This window comes from Fibrobacter sp. UWP2, assembly GCF_900141705.1.
Taxonomy (GTDB): Bacteria; Fibrobacterota; Fibrobacteria; order Fibrobacterales; family Fibrobacteraceae; genus Fibrobacter.
Map to the genome: position 1 here is coordinate 32990 of NZ_FQYM01000019.1, position 18954 is coordinate 51943.

At 55.4% G+C, this 18954-nt stretch carries 10 protein-coding genes; 5 read left to right on the plus strand and 5 right to left on the minus strand.

Annotated elements, in window-relative coordinates; all coding sequences use genetic code 11:
* Positions 1 to 189 precede the first annotated feature (189 nt).
* Entirely contained in the window at positions 190 to 1512 is a 1323-nt protein-coding gene (locus tag BUB55_RS09700) for an aspartate kinase (protein ID WP_073190472.1), read from the plus strand.
* A 224-nt stretch (positions 1513 to 1736) separates the two neighbouring features.
* Here the strand turns inward: BUB55_RS09700 and dnaN are convergent, their stop codons facing one another.
* A complete protein-coding gene (gene dnaN / locus BUB55_RS09705) occupies positions 1737 to 2858 on the minus strand; it encodes a DNA polymerase III subunit beta (protein ID WP_073190475.1) in 1122 nt (373 codons plus the stop codon).
* A 3-nt stretch (positions 2859 to 2861) separates the two neighbouring features.
* Complete coding sequence (locus BUB55_RS14235; RefSeq protein ID WP_159431960.1) at positions 2862 to 3014, minus strand: hypothetical protein; 153 nt, start codon at positions 3012 to 3014, stop codon at positions 2862 to 2864.
* 63 nt (positions 3015 to 3077) lie between these two features.
* Between BUB55_RS14235 and BUB55_RS09710 the strand changes: the two genes are divergently transcribed.
* From BUB55_RS09710 to BUB55_RS09725, 4 genes are all read left to right on the plus strand, one after another.
* Positions 3078 to 3353, plus strand: coding sequence for a hypothetical protein (locus tag BUB55_RS09710; RefSeq protein ID WP_073190478.1), 276 nt, complete (start codon positions 3078 to 3080; stop codon positions 3351 to 3353).
* On the plus strand, positions 3350 to 4174 hold the full coding sequence (locus BUB55_RS09715; RefSeq protein ID WP_073190481.1) for a M23 family metallopeptidase: 825 nt from the start codon (positions 3350 to 3352) through the stop codon (positions 4172 to 4174). Before BUB55_RS09710 ends, BUB55_RS09715 begins: the two co-directional genes overlap by 4 nt.
* 12 nt (positions 4175 to 4186) lie before the next feature.
* Positions 4187 to 5140, plus strand: a complete 954-nt coding sequence (locus tag BUB55_RS09720) for a haloacid dehalogenase-like hydrolase (RefSeq protein WP_073190485.1) — start codon at positions 4187 to 4189, stop codon at positions 5138 to 5140.
* Between the two features lie 158 nt (positions 5141 to 5298).
* On the plus strand, positions 5299 to 6834 hold the full coding sequence (locus tag BUB55_RS09725; RefSeq protein WP_073190488.1) for an Rne/Rng family ribonuclease: 1536 nt from the start codon (positions 5299 to 5301) through the stop codon (positions 6832 to 6834).
* Positions 6835 to 6996: 162 nt separating this feature from the next.
* On the opposite strand, the gene BUB55_RS09730 is transcribed toward BUB55_RS09725, so the two are convergent.
* The 3 genes from BUB55_RS09730 to BUB55_RS09740 all read right to left on the minus strand — a co-directional run bounded on the left by BUB55_RS09730 (position 6997) and on the right by BUB55_RS09740 (position 18863).
* Positions 6997 to 10551, minus strand: coding sequence for a fibro-slime domain-containing protein (locus BUB55_RS09730; RefSeq protein WP_073190491.1), 3555 nt, complete (start codon positions 10549 to 10551; stop codon positions 6997 to 6999).
* Between the two features lie 351 nt (positions 10552 to 10902).
* Positions 10903 to 14640 (minus strand): fibro-slime domain-containing protein, encoded by a 3738-nt coding sequence (locus BUB55_RS09735; RefSeq protein ID WP_083596961.1) that lies wholly within the window; start codon positions 14638 to 14640, stop codon positions 10903 to 10905.
* A gap of 272 nt (positions 14641 to 14912) precedes the next feature.
* Positions 14913 to 18863: a fibro-slime domain-containing protein gene (locus BUB55_RS09740; protein WP_073190494.1), complete on the minus strand. Its 3951-nt coding sequence runs from the start codon at positions 18861 to 18863 to the stop codon at positions 14913 to 14915.
* Positions 18864 to 18954: the final 91 nt, after the last annotated feature.

Consider the following 18954-nt stretch of genomic DNA (forward strand, 5'->3'; position numbering starts at 1 on the left):
AACGGATTTTTGCCCTTTTTTGTTCCCCCTTTTATTGCTATTTTTACGCCCGCGCCAATAATTTTACATTGGAGCACCACAAAGTGGCTGGCTAGGTGGGTAGCCTTGGGCAGCGCCCCGAACGGGGTGCGGACTATGAGTCAAGTAGTCCTGCTCGAAGGTGAGAGGCCGGCGGCCCAAAAGGAAAAAATGAGTCAAAGAATCGTATGCAAGTTCGGTGGCAGCTCTGTCGCCGATGCCGGCCAGTTCAAGAAGATCAAGGCCATCGTTGAATCCGACAAGAATCGCAAGATTATCGTGGTTTCGGCCCCGGGCAAGAGAAATCCCAAGGAAACGAAGCTCACCGACCTCCTCTACAGCACCTATGACCTGGCCAGCAAGGGCCTCGATTTTAGCGCCCCGTGGAACCTGATTCGCAGCCGCTACGACGAGATCTGCAAGGACCTCGGTCTCGAAAACAAGCTCAACGAGGACCTCGACAGCCTCGAGGACAAGCTCAAGAACCATCCCGAGTCCGTGAGCACCGACTTCCTCGTCTCCCGCGGTGAGTTCCTGTGCGCCCGCCTCATGGCCAAGTACCTGGGTGCCAACTTCGTCGACAGTTTCCCGCTCATCACGTTCGACGACAAGTACCGCATCGCCCCCAGGACCTACGAAGAAATCGCCAAGACTTTGGGTGACGAGAACCAGCTCTACGTGCTGCCCGGCTTTTACGGCAGCAACCTCCGTGGCGAAGTCAAGACCTTCAGCCGTGGCGGCTCCGACATCACGGGCGCAATACTCGCTAACGGCATCGATGCCGCCAAGTACGAGAACTGGACCGATGTTTCGGGCATGCTCATGGCCGACCCGCGCATTGTCGAAAACCCGCTGCCCATCGAATACGTGAGCTACCGCGAAATCCGCGAACTCGCCTACTCCGGCGCAAGCGTGCTCCACGACGAATCCATCGCCCCTTGCCGCGCGAAGAAGATTCCCATCAACATCCGCAACACGAACCGCCCCGAAGACGCGGGCACCATTATCGGCCCCACTCCGGAAGAATCCAAGCTCCCGATTACGGGTGTTGCCGGCCGCAAGGGCTTCTCGATGATCTACATCGAAAAGTCCATGATGAACAAGGAAGTGGGCTTTGGTCGCCGCGTGCTCGCCGTGCTCGAAAGCGAAGGCCTCTCTTACGAACTGTGCCCGAGCGCCATCGACTCCATGAGCATCGTGGTGGATAGCAAGGCTCTCGACGCCGTGCAGGATGTGGTCCTCGAAGACATCACGCAGCAGATGCGCCCCGACCGTATCAAGGTCTTCCCGGGCATCTCGCTCATCGCGACTGTCGGTCACGGCATGACGAACAAGATCGGTGTGGCTGCGAAGCTCTTCACCGCTCTCGCCGAGAACAAGGTGAACGTTCGCATCATCGACCAGGGTTCTTCGCAGATCAACATCATCACCGGTGTTGACGAAGCCGACACCGAGAAGGCTATCAAGGCCATCTACGGCGCTTTCGTGAAGTAATGTCACTGCGAGCCCTGCAAGGGTTCGGCAATCCAAAGATTAAAAAACGTCTCGCCTTGGGCGGGACGTTTTTTTTGACAATGCAGGAATTTAATAAGAGGACGGCACCTTCGAAGTCCCGCTCTACAGCAAATAATCCATCCGGATATCCTGCATGTTTTCGAACAAATTAGCATAAAACAAAAGGGCCTTGCGGCCCTTCTGTTAAATTTGCCCAGTCGGCATTAGTCGTCGGTCAAGTGCGTCGGCATCAAAAGGAAGCTGAAGCCCAGGTCTTCGCCCACCGGTTCAATGATGCAGGCGCCAATCGGGTTGTTCATCTTCATGATGGTCTCTTCGCTCTTGCACATGCCGAAGATTTCGGTGATATAGCGACCGTCAAAGCCAATGCTGAAGCTGCCTTCGCCGTTGTGCGTTACGGCGAGGGCTTCGCGGGAATCGCCGCCCACATCCGGGTCGCTCGCGCTGAGTTCCATGGTGTTGCCGTCAATCTGCAGGCGGACCTTGTGGGTACGGGCGTTCGCCATAGAGATCACGCTGCGCATCTTGTTCTCGAATTCCACGGTGTTGAGCTGCACGGTGCGCTCGAACGTTTGCGGAATCACTGCGCGGTAGTTGGGATACGGTCCTTCGAACAGCTTGGAGATCACTTGCGTGGAGCCGGTGCTAAAGAGGATGTGCGTTGCTGAGGTGCGGACCTCGATGGTGGCATCGGGCTTGGCCATATGCAAAATGTGCTGCAGCGCCTTTTTGGGGATGATGGCGCCATTGGCAAGCGTCGCCCCTTCGCGGTCGATGGTGGCGCGACCCAGACGGTGACCGTCGGTCGCAATCATCGAGATCTTGCCGTCCTTCGCCTCGAGGAACACGCCGTTCAGGCTGAGGCGGATGGAGTCGGTGGAACAGGCGAACATGGTCTTCTCGGCGAGGAACGCGAGTTCGCTGGTGGAGAAGGTGAGGGATTCGCCGTCCTGCACTTCGGGGAACGGGGGGAAGTCGCTTGCGTCAAAGCCGGTGATGGATGCCTTGCCGCGTTCACTCCACTGGATCTTGGCGAGGTAGTCCTGCACGTCGACGCTCACCGTGGTGATGCTCGGGTCCACGAGGCTCTTCACGAGTTCCAAAAGCTTGCGGGCGTTAATGACGACGGAGCCGTCGCGTTCGCCCTGCACTTCGACCTTGACCCTGATACCGAGGTCCAAGTCGGTAGCGCTCACTTCGAGGAAGTTGCCCTCGAGACGGAGCGAGAAATTGTTGAGAATCTGGATGGTGGACTTGTTGGGAACTGCATTAATGGCAGACTGCAACACGTCGAGGAATACGTTTTTTTCGATTTGGAACTTCATAAACTATGCACCCCTTTGAATCAAAGTCGTTCCCACAAAGAAAATCACTGCGATTGCGGCCAAAGCCACAATAATCCACTTGTTCATGGAATTTGTCTTTTTAGGCACAAAATTTTTGGCGTTCTGTTTGGCGCGCCTACGTTCACTTCGGCTCATATTAAGTCTCCATTGTTTTTACGCTTAAAAACTACTATTTTTGAAGGAGAACGAGGTTTTTTTATGGATAAAACGACGTTAAATAAGCTCAAAAACAAAGCGGCGGGGTTTGCCTCCGGTGCGCTTACTCGGGTGGAGCTCGTAGCAGAAGAAAACCGCCTCAAGCAAAAGTTCCAGGCCCTGGGCCAAAAGCTGTATTCGGCTGTGCAGGGGGACCTTTTGAACGCCATGAAGGACGACCCGCTGGTGGTAGCCCTTTTGGGGGAGATTGAAGAGACCAAGAAGAAAATCGCCGACCTCGAAAACAAGATCGAGGGCAAGGGTCCGGAAGCCAAGTGAAGAAGGTCGAGATACACGTATTCCCCGACAAGACCACGGGCAGCAAGAACTACAGGTTCTCGTTTGTGGGCCTTGTGGTCGCCGTCGTGTGCGTCGTGCTCGCCGTGGTAGGCTTTTTTGTTTTTTCGCCCGACCGCATTGCCGACAACCTCTCCAACGGGAACGCGCTCGCGGTGTACCGCCAGAACAAGGTCATTAAAAAAGAGATCAAGCAGATTCGCGAATCGGTGGACGAGTCCATTTTGCAGGCCGAAGAGATCCGCTCGCTGCGCGACAGCACCGTCTACATGGGCGGACTCGGTTTTACGCTCGAGGAGACGACGAACGAGGTGCTCGAGGGTCCTCGCAAAAGCTTGAACGAAATGGAAAAGACCTTCCACAAGCTCATAGACCGCCTGGAGGGCGACTCCGCCTTGGCGGCCGCGATTCCCGTGATTCACCCGTTCAAGAACGGGCATGCGGTCAAGAACCGCTTCGAAATGATTTACGATCCGTTCACCGAGCAGGAACTGCCGCACCGCGGCATCGACTACGTGGCGCAGGTGGGCGATACCGTCGTGGCGACGGGCGCAGGCACCGTGGTCGAGGTCCGTTCCCATCGCGGGTTCGGGCTCTCCATGAAAATCGAGCACCTTCCCAAGGTCCGCACGTTCTATGCGCATCTGGGCAAGGCGCTGGTGCAAAATGGTGCCAAGGTCAAGCGTGGTGACCCCATCGCCATCATTGGCGAGAGCGGTCGCGAGTCCAGCGTGGGCTTGCACTACGAAATCCGCCTAGACGGCGTGCCCATCAACCCCGAAGACTATTTTATAACAAAGTAACAGGAGCTGCTTATGGCCTCTTCTCCGTTTGAACAGAACATCATTGCCATGGTGTGGGATTGCGACAAGACGCTTATCAGCTCTTACATGCAGGAGCCCCTGTTCCGCCATTTTAATGTGGACGGCGCACAGTTCTGGAAAGAGGTGAACGGCCTCAAGGCATACTACGGCAGGCAGGGAATCTCGGTGAACCAGGACACCAGCTACCTGAACCATATCTTGACCTACGTGAAGGCTGGTCTCTTCAAGGGGCTAAACAACCGCCTGCTTCGCGAATTCGGCAAGGAGCTCGTTTTTTACCCGGGCCTTCCGGAATTCTTTGGCGAAATCAAAAAGCTCATTGAGGACGATCCCAAGTACAAGGCGTTCGACATCCGCCTGGAACATTACGTTGTTAGTACCGGTTTTGCCGAGACCATTCGCGGGAGCGCCATAGCACCTTTTGTTGAGGGTATTTTTGGTTGCGAGTTTATTGAAGTCCCTGCGTCGGTGGGCTACCCACAAGACGGGGACTCCGGGCACGGCGAGATATCGCAAATAGCCTGCGCCCTCGACAACACTTCCAAGACCCGCTACCTGTTCGAGATCAACAAGGGCAGCAACAAGTACCCCGACACCATCGACGTGAATTCGACGATTGCACGCGAGGTGCGTCGCGTGCCCTTCGAGAACATGGTGTATGTGGCCGACGGCCCCTCGGACGTGCCCGCCTTCAGCATTTTGAACTACAATGGCGGAAGCACGTTCGCCGTGTACCCTGCGGGCGATGTGAATGCCTTTAAGCAGGTGGACGCGCTGCGCCGCGACGGCCGTGTGCAGATGTTCGGCGAGGCCGACTACCGCCCCGCCAAGCAGTCGTGGCTGTGGCTGACCGAAAAGGCGCGTGCCATCGCCGACTCGATTGCCGCCAAAAAGCAGGCCGCCATCAAGAACAGCGCCAGCAACCCTCCGACACACCTGAACTAGGGCGCGAGTTTATTATATTTAGCTTACCCTAGGTCGGTGGTGGCGGACGGGCGGTACTTTCCGTCAACATGCGCTGCCGGCTCGGAAGCGTTCCATACTTTTGGAAGGCTTTTTAGGGTATTTACTATCAAGTTTTGCTTTTACTTTTAGGAGTTTTAATGGCAAATAAGTGTAAGCGCGGAATCTTGATTAGCAAGACGCCCTACGAAAAGCGCATCGCCATCATGGAAGACGGCGAACTTGCGGAATTGGTCGTAGAGAGCGTCTCGTCTACTCGAGTTCTGGGCAATATATATAAGGGTGTCGTTCAAAAGGTGCTCCCCGCCTTGAAGGCCGCGTTCATCGATATCGGTCTCGAAAAGGCAGGGTTCCTCCATCAGGACGATGCCATGGACAGGAACGAGTTGTTGCGTCGCGAATATGGCGACGACGACGACGAGGGCGGCACTTCCAAGGAAGTCTCCATTGACGAGATTCTCCAGGAAGGCCAGGAAATCATGGTCCAGGTGGTCAAGGAACCGATCAGCACCAAGGGCGCCCGTTTGACGACGCACTTGAGCTTTGCCGGGCGTTTCCTTGTGTGCATGCCCGGCACCAACTTCATTGGCGTTTCAAAGCGTGAACGCGACCCGGCCAAGCGCCGCGAGTTCAAGAAGGTGGTTCGCCGCCTCAAGGCCCGCGACGTGGGCTACATCGTGCGCACTAACGGCCTCAACGAGTCGGAGTTCGAAATCAGCAAGCAGATGCGCGAACTCGAGAGCAAGTGGGAACAGACGAAGTACAACTTCGAGAACCAGCCTGCCGAGACCTGCATTTACGAGGAGTCGGATTCCATTGAACAGACGGTGCGCGAATACTTCGGTGACAACACCGACTACGTGTACATCGACAACCGCGACGAGTACTTCGCCCTTCGCGACTACCTCAAGGTGCTCTCGCCCGACAAACTCGACAAGGTGAAACTCTGGAGCAGCAGCGAAAGCCTGTTCGAATACTTCAAGATCGAGAACGACTACGCCCGTTCTTTGCAGCGCCAGGTACCGCTCCCGCGAGGTGGCAATCTAGTGATTGAACAGACCGAGGCGCTCGTGTCCATTGACGTGAACACCGGTCCCAAGGTGCACGGCAAGGACCAGGGCAAGATTATCCTCGAAACAAACATTGACGCCTGCCACGAAATCGCAAAGCAGCTCCGCCTGCGCGATGTGGGCGGTCTCATCATCATCGACTTCATCGACATGGAAACGGACGCCGACCGCGAGGCGGTGTACCAGGAGTTCCGCAAGGCGATCCGCCGCGACAAGGCTCCTATTAGCCCGGCCCCCATCAGCCAGTTCGGCCTCATGGAAGTGACCCGCAAGCGCGTCCGCGTGAACCTCATGACCGAGAAGACGGAACTCTGCCCCATTTGCCACGGCGGTGGCCGCATCCCGACCATGGAATCCACGCTTGGCATGATTGACCGCTGGATGGCCCGCGCCCGCGCCAAGGGACACATCCGTGAAATCACGATGGTCGTCGGTACGCAGCTCGTGGACGTGCTCTGCCGCGACATGGCCCGCATGTTCCACTACCTGGAGTACAAGCATGGCATGAAGATCAACCTGGTGGAAGACGATCATGCCCATACGAACCAGTTTTGGATGTACAACAAGGCCAACGAGGACATTACCGAAGAATACAACTTCGCCTAATAGAACCGCTTGTTGCAAACAAATTAAAGGCGCCTCGCATAAAGCGATGCGTCTTTTTTAGTGCTATCCAGAACAACGAATTGCGAAGGATGTAGGGATGCAGTAAAAGAAAAAGCCTGCGGCAAGGGCCGCAGACTCTTTTTTTGATTGGGTTTTTAAACGCTAGTCGTTGACATCGATCTCATGCTGGACAGCCTTGCCGCGGCGCACGCCCATCAAGAAGTCTCGTACCGATTCCTTGATGACTTCGCCGGCGACGGTAATGGTGTATTCCAGGCGGGAGATGTACACGCCCGTACCGACCAACTTGCCGTTGCTCGAACGCATATTCCAGGCGAGGAAGATGTTGCCACTGTTGGTAAGGCAGTTCTTGCCTTCGCCATAGATGCCTTCGTCGGCGCACGTGAACGAGCCTGCTTCACCGTTAATATAGTGACCCAGGTGACTGTAGTAGTGCGTGCGGTACCTGAGCACGATTTCCTCGGGCTTGATCACAGAGGTGAGACCCTTGGCGAATTCGTCGATGTTGCTTGCGTTCAGGTTGCCCGACTTGATGGAGTTGATAATCAGGTTGCTGATGCCGTATTCCTCGAGTTTTTCGGCGCTGATGGCTCCGCTTGCAATGGAGTCGAGCACGCTTTGCTCGGTGGCGTACGGGTAGGTGACCACGGTGTCGCGGCTCAGGTCAATGGCTTCTTGGACAAGTTCTGCGATGGTGTTCATGTCGTCATTCGAGAGACCTAGGGTTTTGTAGTTGCTCGCAGTGATGACCCCTGCCATAATGCCCGCCACGACATCTTCCGAGAGGTTGCTTTGACCGAGTTGGTCGTTGCGGATGTCCTCGAAGAGTTGCAGTGTGGCGACGTCCTCAGAAATCTTGTTGATGGTGACGACCGAGTCCTTCATGTAGCGCTCGATGAGAGCTTGCAATGTGGCGACTTCCTCGGTGGTCTTGTTGTTGACCAGGGAGGCGAGCGTAAAGCCAATGAGGTTGCCCTGCACACCCAGGGAGTCGGCAATCTGCTTTGCGGTCAGGTTCGAGTCGGCACGCATGGGCTGCGTTGCAGAATCGCTCTTGACAATGGGGTTCTCGTTGTTGAGCAATACCACGCCAGGGCTGGTTGTTGTTGTGGCCTGGTCACCCGTGATGGGCACCCACTGGTTCCATAGGTGCGGCTTGTTCTTGAGCAGGCTCTTGTCTTCGGCTACGGTTCCACCATCTTCGGCCGGGGTAAAGCGGACGATGTCGCCGACTTCGGGCACGTATTCTCCGGCGCCCTGCGAAACATACACGAGCGTGAGTTTGCTTCCGCTGACAGTGTGATCCCTGGAGGTCGGGAGCTTGAGTTCTCCCTGGCTCTTGAACTGCAGCATGTCGTCGCTGAATTTGCCGTCAATGGGTTCGGAAACCGTCAGGTCCAGAATGTGCTTGGTACCGTCGATGGTCTTGCGGGCTCGGGTTACCACAGGGCCGATGCCGTCGGAAATGGGCTCGTTTCTGATGATGAAATGGTAGTCCTTGCCGCTTTCCTTGTACGTGATGTACGTGGTCATGGTGCCGGGGGCGTCGGAGCCGTCACCGGTGAACACCTTGCTCCCGAAGCCGCAGCTTTCGCCTTCGCCGCAGTTGCCAGGAACCGTGATTGTGAGAATGGTGCCGCTGGCATCCAGGTGTTTTTCCATGGGGAACTGCTCGCCAAAGTAAACTTGCAGGGAGTCGAGCACGTTCTGGTTGTCAAACGCCTTGTCGAATTCCATTTTGAGCTTGTCACCGCGGCCATCGCCGTTGCGGTCGCTGATGATGGCGAGCTTCACGTGCGGAATCGGCGGTTCGGTAAAGTTCAAGTTGGTCCAGAATGCCTTGACATTGCCGCTGCCGGTAATGGTCAGGTTCGCCCCGGCCACATTGCCGTTCGCCATCACATAGAACGTGGCGTGCTTGTCGATGGAGTCGAGGGCGACGCTTGTGATGCTCTTGCCGTTTTCATCGGTGATGAATACGAGCGGGTTGTCGACGGCGATTTTGATGGTCTTGTTGTACTTGGTCCATTTCACGTCCTTGTCCTTGAAAGTGATGTTGACCTTGTACATTTCGTAAGCCCACTTGCCGATGGTCGCCTGGTTGCCCACGACTTCGAGACCGTCCTTGTCGCCAATGAGTTTCCAGTTTTCGTCGGCGTAGGCGATGGCGGGGGCGTTGCCCGGCACAATGATTTCGACTCTCTTCTTTTGGCTGCCCTTGGATTTCAAGGTGATTTCCAAGAAGTAGTGACCCGGCGGCAGGTCGGATTCGTCGACAATCTTTGCAGAGTCGATAGTGAAAGTGGTGTCGCTTGTGATTTTGATGCCCGCATGGTAGGTATGACCGGGAAGGAATTCCTCGTCGACCGTGCTGCCCACAAAGCGGTAAGTGGAGGGGCCGCCCGTGGTGTCGGTCTTGGTCTGGTCGGCGTCAAAGTCGCAGTTGAGCACGTCCTTCTTGTTGATGGACCAAATGTTGTAATCCTTGACGCCAAGTGCCTGCTGAATCCAGGTGAGGAACATGGAGGCGTCGGTGTGCAGGTCCATGGAGGTGCGCATCTTGAAGTTCGAGGAACTCTGGTGGCGTTCGGCATAGAAGATGTGGAAGGGGTAGGTCTCGCCCGGGGTAAGCCCCAGGGTATCCAAGTTTACAGAGCCCGCCACCTGTGCGTGCTGACCGCCGATGTCCACCACCAACTTTTTGTTGATGAACACCCACACGTCGTCGTCGCCCAGGAACTCGAAGTACTGGCCGGGAACGTAGACGAACTTGGCTTGGAACTTCATGGTAAAGCCGAAGTTGTGCCTTCCGTTGTCGCTACCACCCGACAAATTGTCGTAGAAGGGGTTCGGGACAGTCCCGCCTTCATCCAAGAATTTGAAATCGTCCAAGAGGAACATGCCGCCTCTGTTGACCTCGTTGCCCTTAGAAATGCGGTCCTTGGAAATCTCGGCAAGCCAAAAGCCTTCGTCATCCAAAGAAATGGCGAGGTCGCGGCAAGCGGCGTTGGTGTAGATGTTGCCCGCGGCGTCTTGCCCGGCAACCACAGGGAGGAACCAGTAGTCCAAATGTTCTGTAATTGTACATTTTTCGGGGAATGGGGTTGCCCTGACTGGCACGCCGTTGGGACCCAGGTCCTTTTGGACCATGCCCCTCATGGGGCTTGAACTACAACCACCTGAACCAAAGTCGTCACTAATGGCGAAGCCGACGGCGTATGGGCTTCCCAAGCCCACCTCTGGGTCAAGTTCCTTGGCGCCATTATTGAAGGTTGTGTCTTCTACGCCATTCCTGGTTCTTACTGAAAAGGTTCCGTCTTTTTTGTTGCCATGCAGCCAGTCGAACATCATCACCGAGATGTTCCTCAAGGGGCAGTCGCCCAGCACGTTAGGGTATTCCGATGTGACTTCGGGAGCGTCGTTCTCGTAGCCACGAACCCAGATGGTGTTGCCGAGGGCGGCGACGCTGTCGAGGGAGAGTTCCTCGGTCACGGGGAGGGCGCCCGTGGCGACTTCCTCGGAGCCTTCTCCGCCAACGTAGATGTTGCCGATGGTCTGCTTGAAGCGGACCGTGAAGTTGGCGTCTTTCTTGTCGGTTTTTGCCTCGAACCATCCGCAGTAATCCTCTACGGCGGTCATTGTAATCTCTTTGCCGTCAATAATCATGATGGCAGAGGTGTTTGTCCAGAAAGGCATGAAACGAATAGTCGTGTTACCGCTATTCGTTGGGCCGGCACCACCAGGATTGTCCCTGCCACCGGCCTGCGCAAAAGACATAACTGTTAGGGTCAAGCATATAACCAGACCCTTATATAGGGACTTGTACCACATTCCCATCGCTCCTCTCAAATAGAAACCCAACCATTAGGGCGATGTGTTAAATATCACATTTTCAAGGGTGAAAGTCAACCAAAATTTACTTTTCATAAAAAAATTATGTGTAAAATCAACAAAAACCGCCACTTTTGAGGTGACGTTTGCTGCTTTTGGCCAGCCATGGAACAGAAAGTTCCGTAAAAAGGCTTATTTTTGCCTTTTTTGGGCGATTTAAAGCCCAAAGTCCATGGCGTTCGCTTTGCCGCGCCGGACCCCCCATAGGAAGTCGCGGGTCGATTCCTTGACTGTTTCGCCCGCAATGGTGATGGAGTATTCTAGGCGGGAGATGTACACGCCGGTACCTACCAGCTTGCCGTTGCTTGTCCGCATGTTCCAGGCGAGGAATATGTTGCCGCTGTTGGTGAGGCAGTTCTCTCCCTCCCCGTAAACCTTTTCGTCGGCGCAGGAGAAGGAACCCGATTCCTTGTTGATAAAGTGGCCCAGGTGACTGTAATAGTGCGTTTGGTAATTGAGCACTATTTCGGTTGGGTTCACGACGGAAATGAGTCCCTGGGCGAATCCGTCGATATTCGTTGCGTTGAGGTCGCCTTTTTTGATGGATTGGATGACTTGGTCGCTAATGCCGTAATCCTTGAGCTTCGCGTTGGAGATGGTACCGTTCGCGATGGCGTCCAGCACGCTCTGCTCTGTGGCGTAGGGGTAGGTGATCGCGGTGTCGCGACTGTTTTCTACGACGGTGTTGACCAGTTCGTTGATGGTGGCCACGTCCTCGGCGGAGAGACCTATGGTGGTGTAGTTGGTGGCGGTTATGGTGCCGGCCATGATACCCGCTAGGGCGTCTTCCGACAGGTTGCTGCCGCCAATGTTGTCGTTCAGAATGTCGCTAAACACCTGCATGGCGGCGGAATCTAGGGGCATTTGCGTGACGGTGACAACGGAGTCGGTCATGTAGCGCTCGATAAGCGCCTCGAGAGTCTCGATTTCTTCGGTGGTCTTGCTGGTGACGAGGGAGGCGAGGGTAAAGCCGATGAGGTTCCCCTGCACGCCCTTCTCAGCGGCCAGCTGCTTGGCGGTGAGGTTGGTGTCGGCACGCACGGGGGTGGAAGCCGTCTCGGTGTTGGTGTACTTAAAGGTAGAATCGTTGGTGGGGTCCATTACGATAACGCCCGGGCTGGTGACTGTCGTGGACTGTTCGCCGTTGATTTTGACCCAGGGGTTCCACAAGTGGGGCTTGTTGCCTACGGGGTCTAGCGCAGTGGTGGGGCTCGCTTCGCTGGGAGTCAATCGCACCAGGTCGCCCGCGTCGGGAATGTATTCGTCGGCGCCCTGGGTCACGAATATGAGTGTCAACTGGTTGCCGCGGCTTTCGTGCCCGCGGGATACGGGCACCCGCAATACCCCGTTGCTGGAATACGCAATCATTTCGTCGCTATAGCCCTCTTGGAGGGTTTCGGAAAAGGTGAGGCTCAAAATGTGCTTGTTGCCGTCGATGGTCTTTTTCGCCTTGGTCACGATGGGGCCGATGCCGTCGGCAATGGGCTCGTTGCGGATGGTGAAGTGGTAGCTTTTGCCGTTCTCCCTGTAGGTCACGTAGGTGGTCATGTTGCCGGTGTAAACGCCGTCGGTTCCGCCCGTGAAAATCTTGGTGCCAAAACCGCAGGTCTCGTTCTCGCCGCAGGTGCCCGGGGCCGTCAAAGTGATGCTGGTTCCGTTGTTCGTAATGTTGAACTGCCTTTCCATGGGGAACTGCTCGCCAAAGTACACCTGCAGGGAGTCCAGGACGTTTTGGCTGTCAAAGGGCTTGTCGAAGGCCAGGTCGATCTTGTCGCCGCGCCCGTCGCCGTTGCGGTCGTAGATGGTGGCGGTCTTTACGTGGGGTACGACCGGCTCGGCAAAATTCAGGCGAGTCCAATAGGCCTTCACGTTGCCGCTCCCCGTTGCGGTGAGGGTGGCGTTCTCCACCGGGCCATTGGCGATCACGTAGAATACGGCGTGCTTTTCGGCGTCCATGGTCACGGAGGAGATGGACTTGCCGTTTGCATCCACAAGGGAAACCAGCGGGTTGTCGATGGCGAGCCGGATGTTCTTGTTGTAGTTGGTGAGCTTGGCCGACTCATCCTTGAAGGTCACGTGGACCTCGTATTTTTCGTAGGCCCACTTGCCAATCTGCAGGGAATCGCCAGAGACTTCGGTGCCTAGGATTTTCCAGTTGGAATCGGCGTAGGCGATGGCCGGGGCGTTGCCGGGGACGGTGATTTCCACCTTGGCGGTTTGGTTGGGGTCCGATTTCAAGGTGATGTACAAGAAGTAGTGGCCCGAGGGCAAATCGGAGTAGTCGACTATCCTTACGGAGTCAATGGTGAACGTGGTGTCGCTGGTGATGTTGATGCCTTCGAAATAGGTTACCCCGGACTTGAGCGTGGTATCGATGGTGCTGCCCACTAGGCGGAACGTGGATGCGCCGCCGGTGGTGTCGGTGGTGGTTTGCGCCTGGGCGGAAAAGTCGCAGCTGAGGGCGTCCTTCTTGTTGATTTGCCAAATGTCATAGTCGGTTTTGCCCAGCGCCATCTGGTTGGGAGTGAGGAACATGGATGCATCGGCCTGCAGGTCCATGGAGGTGCGCATCTTGAAGTTGCCCTCCACCTTGTAGCGCTCGGTGTAGAAGATGTTGAACGTGTAGGTTTGGCCTGCAGTGAGCCCCAGGGTATCCAGGTCTACCGAGGCGCTGCGGCGGTCGTGCACGCCGCCGATGTCCACTACCAGCCTGCCGTCGATAAACACCCAAACGTCGTCGTCGCCCAAAAATTCAAAGTACTGGCCCGGCACGTACTCGAACTTGGCCTGCACCTTCATGGACATGCCGTAGTTGTGGTATGCCCTGTTGCTGCTCTTGCCGCTGCCGTCAATGCCCGTAAAGCCGCTGGGGATGGAATCGTAATAGGGGTTCGGGATTGTCTTTTCGTCGTCCAGGAACTGGAAGTCGTCTATGAGGAACATGCCTCCGCGGGCGTCGCCTGTGGATTCGCCGGCGTCGCGGTCCATCTGGGCGCGCCAAATGCCGTCGTCGTCTAGTACAAGGGTCATGTTGCGGCATGTGGCGTTGGTGTAGCTCCTGCCGTTTTTGACGGCGAGGGTTTCGGGAATAAACCAGCGGTTCAGATACTCGGCATTTTTGCATTGGCCTTCCCAGTCAAAACTCTCGTTGCGGACGGGCACGCCGTTTGGCCCCAGAGTGGGCAAGACCATGCCGTTGATTACCGACTTGCCATCGTTATTGCAGCCGCCGGTCTCGTTGCTATTGCTGCCCTTGGTGCCCTTGGGCGTGGAATTGGGCCAGCACAGGTTATTGTTGTCGCCGCCAAAGTCACTGCTGATGCCGTCGCCGCCGCGCGATGCGGTGCCGCCCAGTTCTGCGGCGCGGGTCTGGGGGTTGTATTTTTCGGCGTTGCTGTACGAGCCGTCGTACCAGTCGAACATCATCACGGGCAAGTCTTTTACGGGGCAGTCCCCCAGTACACCCGGGTGGGCCGAACTGAGTTCGGGGGCGTCGGCCTTGAACGCGCGAACCCAAATGGAATCGCCTTCGGCGAAGATGCTGTCGATGGGGATTTCGTTGTCGACGGTAATGGCGGATTCCTCGATGCCCACCATGCCGTAATACTTGTAGCCGATGGTCTGCTTAAAATAAAGCATGGAGGTTTGTTCGAGTGTGACGTTCGCCTTGAACCACCCGCAATAATTGTCGACCTTCTTCATGATGGCGGTGGAATCGCCGTCCACGTAAATAATGGCGGACGTGTTGGTCCATGGTGTCATGAAAAATACGGTCTTGCTTTTCCCGGCTGCAGACGAGGGCTCGTCGTCGTTGTATCTCCCTGGTTGAGCCTGCAGGCTTGTTGCGAGGGCAAGCCCGAAGGCAAGCCCCACGGCTAGTTTGCTATACCACATCCCATCACTCCAAGTGTTTAAAAATTATTTGCACCAATAATTTGACAAAAGAAAAATATTTTAAAATTCGTCAAAATTCAATAGTTTTTATACATAAGTGTGTAAAAACTTTTTGCAAATGGCGGAAAAATGCGTGTTTTTCGCGCATTTCGGGAATTTTTGCCCCGTAAAGTGCCCGTGAGGGGTGCGGCAAAAAAGGGACTACAGAAAAGGCACCCCATATTTATACAGGGTGCCTTTGGTTCTTGGAGTGTATAGAAATATATTGAGACTTAAAGCCCAAAGTCCATGGCGTTCACATTGCCGCGGCGTACCCCCCAGAGGAAGTCTCTTGCCTGCTTGCTGATGGTGTTGCTGTTGACCGAAATCTTGATTTCGAGACGGGCGATGTAAATGCCCGTGGCGGCCAGGCGCCCCCCGCTTGAACGCATGTTCCAGGCGAGGAAGAACCGTCCGTTGTTTTCAAGGCAGTCGCTGGCGCCGTCGGCCTTGAAAATGTCGTCGGTGCAACGGATGGAGCCTTCGTCGCGGTTCACAAAGTGGCCCAGGCTCGTATAGTAGGTCGCCCTGTACCAGAGCTCGGTATTGTCGGCGACGGTTACGGCGATTTGTTCGATGTCGGCCTCAGAACCACTCTCGTAATAGCGCAGGTTTTCTTTGGTCAGAAGGCCGTTCTCGTAAGCGTCCACAATAATGTCGGGGAGGCCCAAACGGTCCTGGGCGTCGTCAATGGAGAGTTTCCCTGCACTCACGGCGTTCAGGATCTCTTCAAGGGTGTAAGTGTCATGGGGGTCGCCGTTTTCGACGGCCTCTTTGTCGGTGTATGTCGTTTTGCCTTGGACCGCTTTGACAATCTCTGCAATCTCGTTACGGACAAGTGAACCCATATCGAGGTCGCCCAGGTAGTGACCTTGCGTGCCGTAAATGGCGGCGACCTGCTGTGCCGTGAGTTTTTGCTCGCCGCTCACCAACTTGGGGACGGTCGCCGATTCGCTCCTTACAATGGCGCTTGCGCTGTCAAAGACATCGGAATGCCTGTCAAGAACTACGACTGTGGGGCTTGTGATACGCACGCTCTGTTCACCGGTGATGCGTGCCCACGGGTTCAGCTCGTGTGGCGGAACGTTGACCAGGTCGAGTGCGAGCCCTCCAATGGAAGGCGGCGTAAAGCGGATGGAGTCGCCCACGGTCGGTACTACGTCATGGACGCTTCCCTTGACATAAATCAATGTCCATTGGTTTGCCGAGGATGTGGCAATGTGGGCGGGTTGAATCAGGTTGCTCAACTGGCTTGTGGCGCTGTTGTTGCGGAAGCGGAAGAAGTCGACATTGGCGCCTTCCTTGTTGATTCCTTCGCTGAACGTCAGCTGCAGTTGTGTGTTGCCGTCATCCGAAATGGAAATCTCGGCGGCGGTAATGACCGGGCCCACCTTGTCGGTAAGCTGCCCCTCGACAGGGAATACGGCGGTGGATTTGTCTTCGGGATCTGTATAGGTGTACCAGATGTTCAGTTTGCCAGAATAGGGGCTGGAGGCGCCGCCGGTGAAAATGCCCCTGCCAAAGCAGTTCTTGGCGGCGACGATGGTGGCGACGTCTTCGCCAATTTTGTATGTGACTTTGTTGAAGCTGTTGTTCTTGGGAAGCGTGTAGGCGCTGTCGTTGATGCCAAAGACGAACTTGAGTGAATCAAGAACGCTGGAATCACTCAGCGGTTTGTTGAAGTGGATCCAAATGCTATCGCTTCGTCCATCCCCGTTGCGGTCATAAATGTAGGCGCTCTCGATTTGCGGAACAGGCGGTTCCTTCATGTTGATTTGCGTCCACAGGGCCTGCTTGTTCTTGGAGGAAATTGACGAGATGGTCAACGTGGCGTTTACGATTTCGCCGGTGCCCCTAACAAAGAAGTTCGCCTTGCCGGAGTCGAGTACGACCTCGGTGATGGGGTTCCCCATGGAGTCGCAGGCGATGAGGAGCGTGTCGGAGGTCTTGATCTCAACCTTGATACCGCTGTAAATGCTGGCCCATTCTTCGGCATACATGATGCTTACGGGGTACGAGCGGCCAGCCCACATCTTTTCGTTCTTGTTCAAATTGAGCGGGAGTGTGTCGCTGCTGACATTAAAGACCATGGAGTCGTTTTCGAGCAGGCTGCCGTACGGGTACCAGTACTTGTCAAAACAGAGGGAGTCCGTTTCGTCTTCCGATTCGATGTTCAAAATGCAATAGCTGGAGTCCTTTACGCCTGAGAAGGCGATGTTCGGGAATTCGTACGGGTCCACGGTAAAGTAAACATCCTTGAAGTCGTTGGGGTTCGTCTTGAGGGAAACGCGGACAAAGTAAGTTCCCGGCGGCAGCGCCTTTGCCTTGGTGATGGCCTTGGGGTCAATGGTAATCATGGTGAAGTCGTTGCCGATGGTGATGCCATTGTAGTAGAGGGAATCCAGTATGTTCAAGGCGACGCCCTTGCCGCTAAGGCTTCTGCCAAAGAGGACAAAGTTCGAGGGGCCTCGCTCGGTGTGTTCCAGTTCTGGAGTCGACGAGAAGTCGCAAGCCAGTTTGCGCTCACGAATAATCTGCCACACTTCCTTCTTGATGATCTTGGGGGCGTCCGAAATGTCGGTCAACAGCATGCTCGATTCCACATGCAAGTCGATGGACGTTTTCATCATGAAGTTCGAGGCTTCGCGCTTGCGTTCGGCGTAAAAGATGTGGAAGTTGTAGGTGGAGTCTTCTTCGAGGCCCAGCTTGTCGAGGTTGACGCTTTTTTTCACCTTCTTGTGCTGGCCGCCAATGTCCACGACCAGTTTATTGTCGATGAACACCCACACGTCGTCGTCGCCGTTGAACTCAAAGTACTGCCCCTTCACGTACTGGAAGGTGGCCTGGATTTTCATGGCGAAACCGAAGTTGTGGTAGCCGCGGCCCGAACCTGCGTACAACGAATCGTAATGCGGGTTCTCTATGGTGCCTGCACTGTCGAGGTAGCGGAAGTCGTCGAGAAGGAATAGTCCCTGCTCGGGGCTCTCGTCGTCGATTTGCGCATACCAGAATCCTTCGTCGGTGAGGCTGAGCGGGATTTCGCGGCAGGTGACGTTCGTGTATTCGTTGCCGGCGTCATCCTTGGCGAGAACCTCGGGCAAGAACCAGTCATTCAAGTGGGTGGCGTTTGTGCAGTTGCTGGGGAAGTTGGAGGCGCGTACGGGGACACCGTTGGCGCCCAGTTCCTTTTCGACCATGCCTGTCATGGGGTCGGCTTCGCAACCGCTCTTGCCAAAGTCCTGACTTGTGCCTTCGCCGTACATGGGGACGCCGCGTACATCGAACCCGGTGCGGCCCGCGCCTTTTTTGCGTTGCCATTCTTCGTAGGCGTCCTTGGTGCCGTCGGAATTTACGGTGCCGTCGTACCAGTCGAACATCATCACGGGTAAGTTTTTAATGGGGCAGTCGCCCAATACTTCGGGATACTCGCTAAAGAGTTCAGGGGAGCCGAACTGGAATCCCTGTACCCAGATAGTGTCGGTGAGGGCGGCGATGGAATCAAGGCTGATTTCTTGGTCAGGTGAGATTTCTTCTTTGGTAGGGCCCTCGATGCCTACGGAAGTCCCGCCGATAGTTTGTTTGAAATAGACGTAGAACTCGCCTTTGGGGGGCGTAATCTTGGCTTCGAACCATCCGCAGTAATTGGGGACGGAGGACATGTAGCTTTCGCTGCCGTTTACGTACAAAAGGGCGTTGGTATTGCTCCAGGGCGCCAAAAAGCGGATGACTTTCTTTTGAGAAACGGGAATGTCCAGCTTGGTGGGTGAAATGGTTAGGGTGCTGTCGTCGTTGATGATAATCCAGACTTCGGCAATGGCCTGGCTGTCGACTCCGTTTTGGTAATCGGGGAAGAGCTCCGCCAAATACGGTTCGTGTCCTTCGTTCAAGTTGGTTTTGCAGGAACCCTCGTTGCAGCCAAGCCCAAAGCGGAGCTGGCGTACGGTTTCGCGCCCTTCGCGGTCGGAACCTTCAAGGCGTTCTTGCTTGAACTCGATGGTGAACATGTCGTCTTCACCACGGGTCAGGGAATGATACTTGAAATTAGATTCGTTGTCGGCGTAATAAATGGTATTTCCGCCGTCATAAATGACGTGGGCGATAGCTACATAATCTGCGGCACTCACGCAAACAACTAACGGGGCGAGGCACAACACCAAACCCCGGAGCAGGCCTTTAATCCTCATCCGATTCTCCTATTCCCTAACTCAACCAAATCCCAGACTTGAGCATAAAATAGATTTTTATTCTTGATACTCAAAGAGTTATGAACTTCCG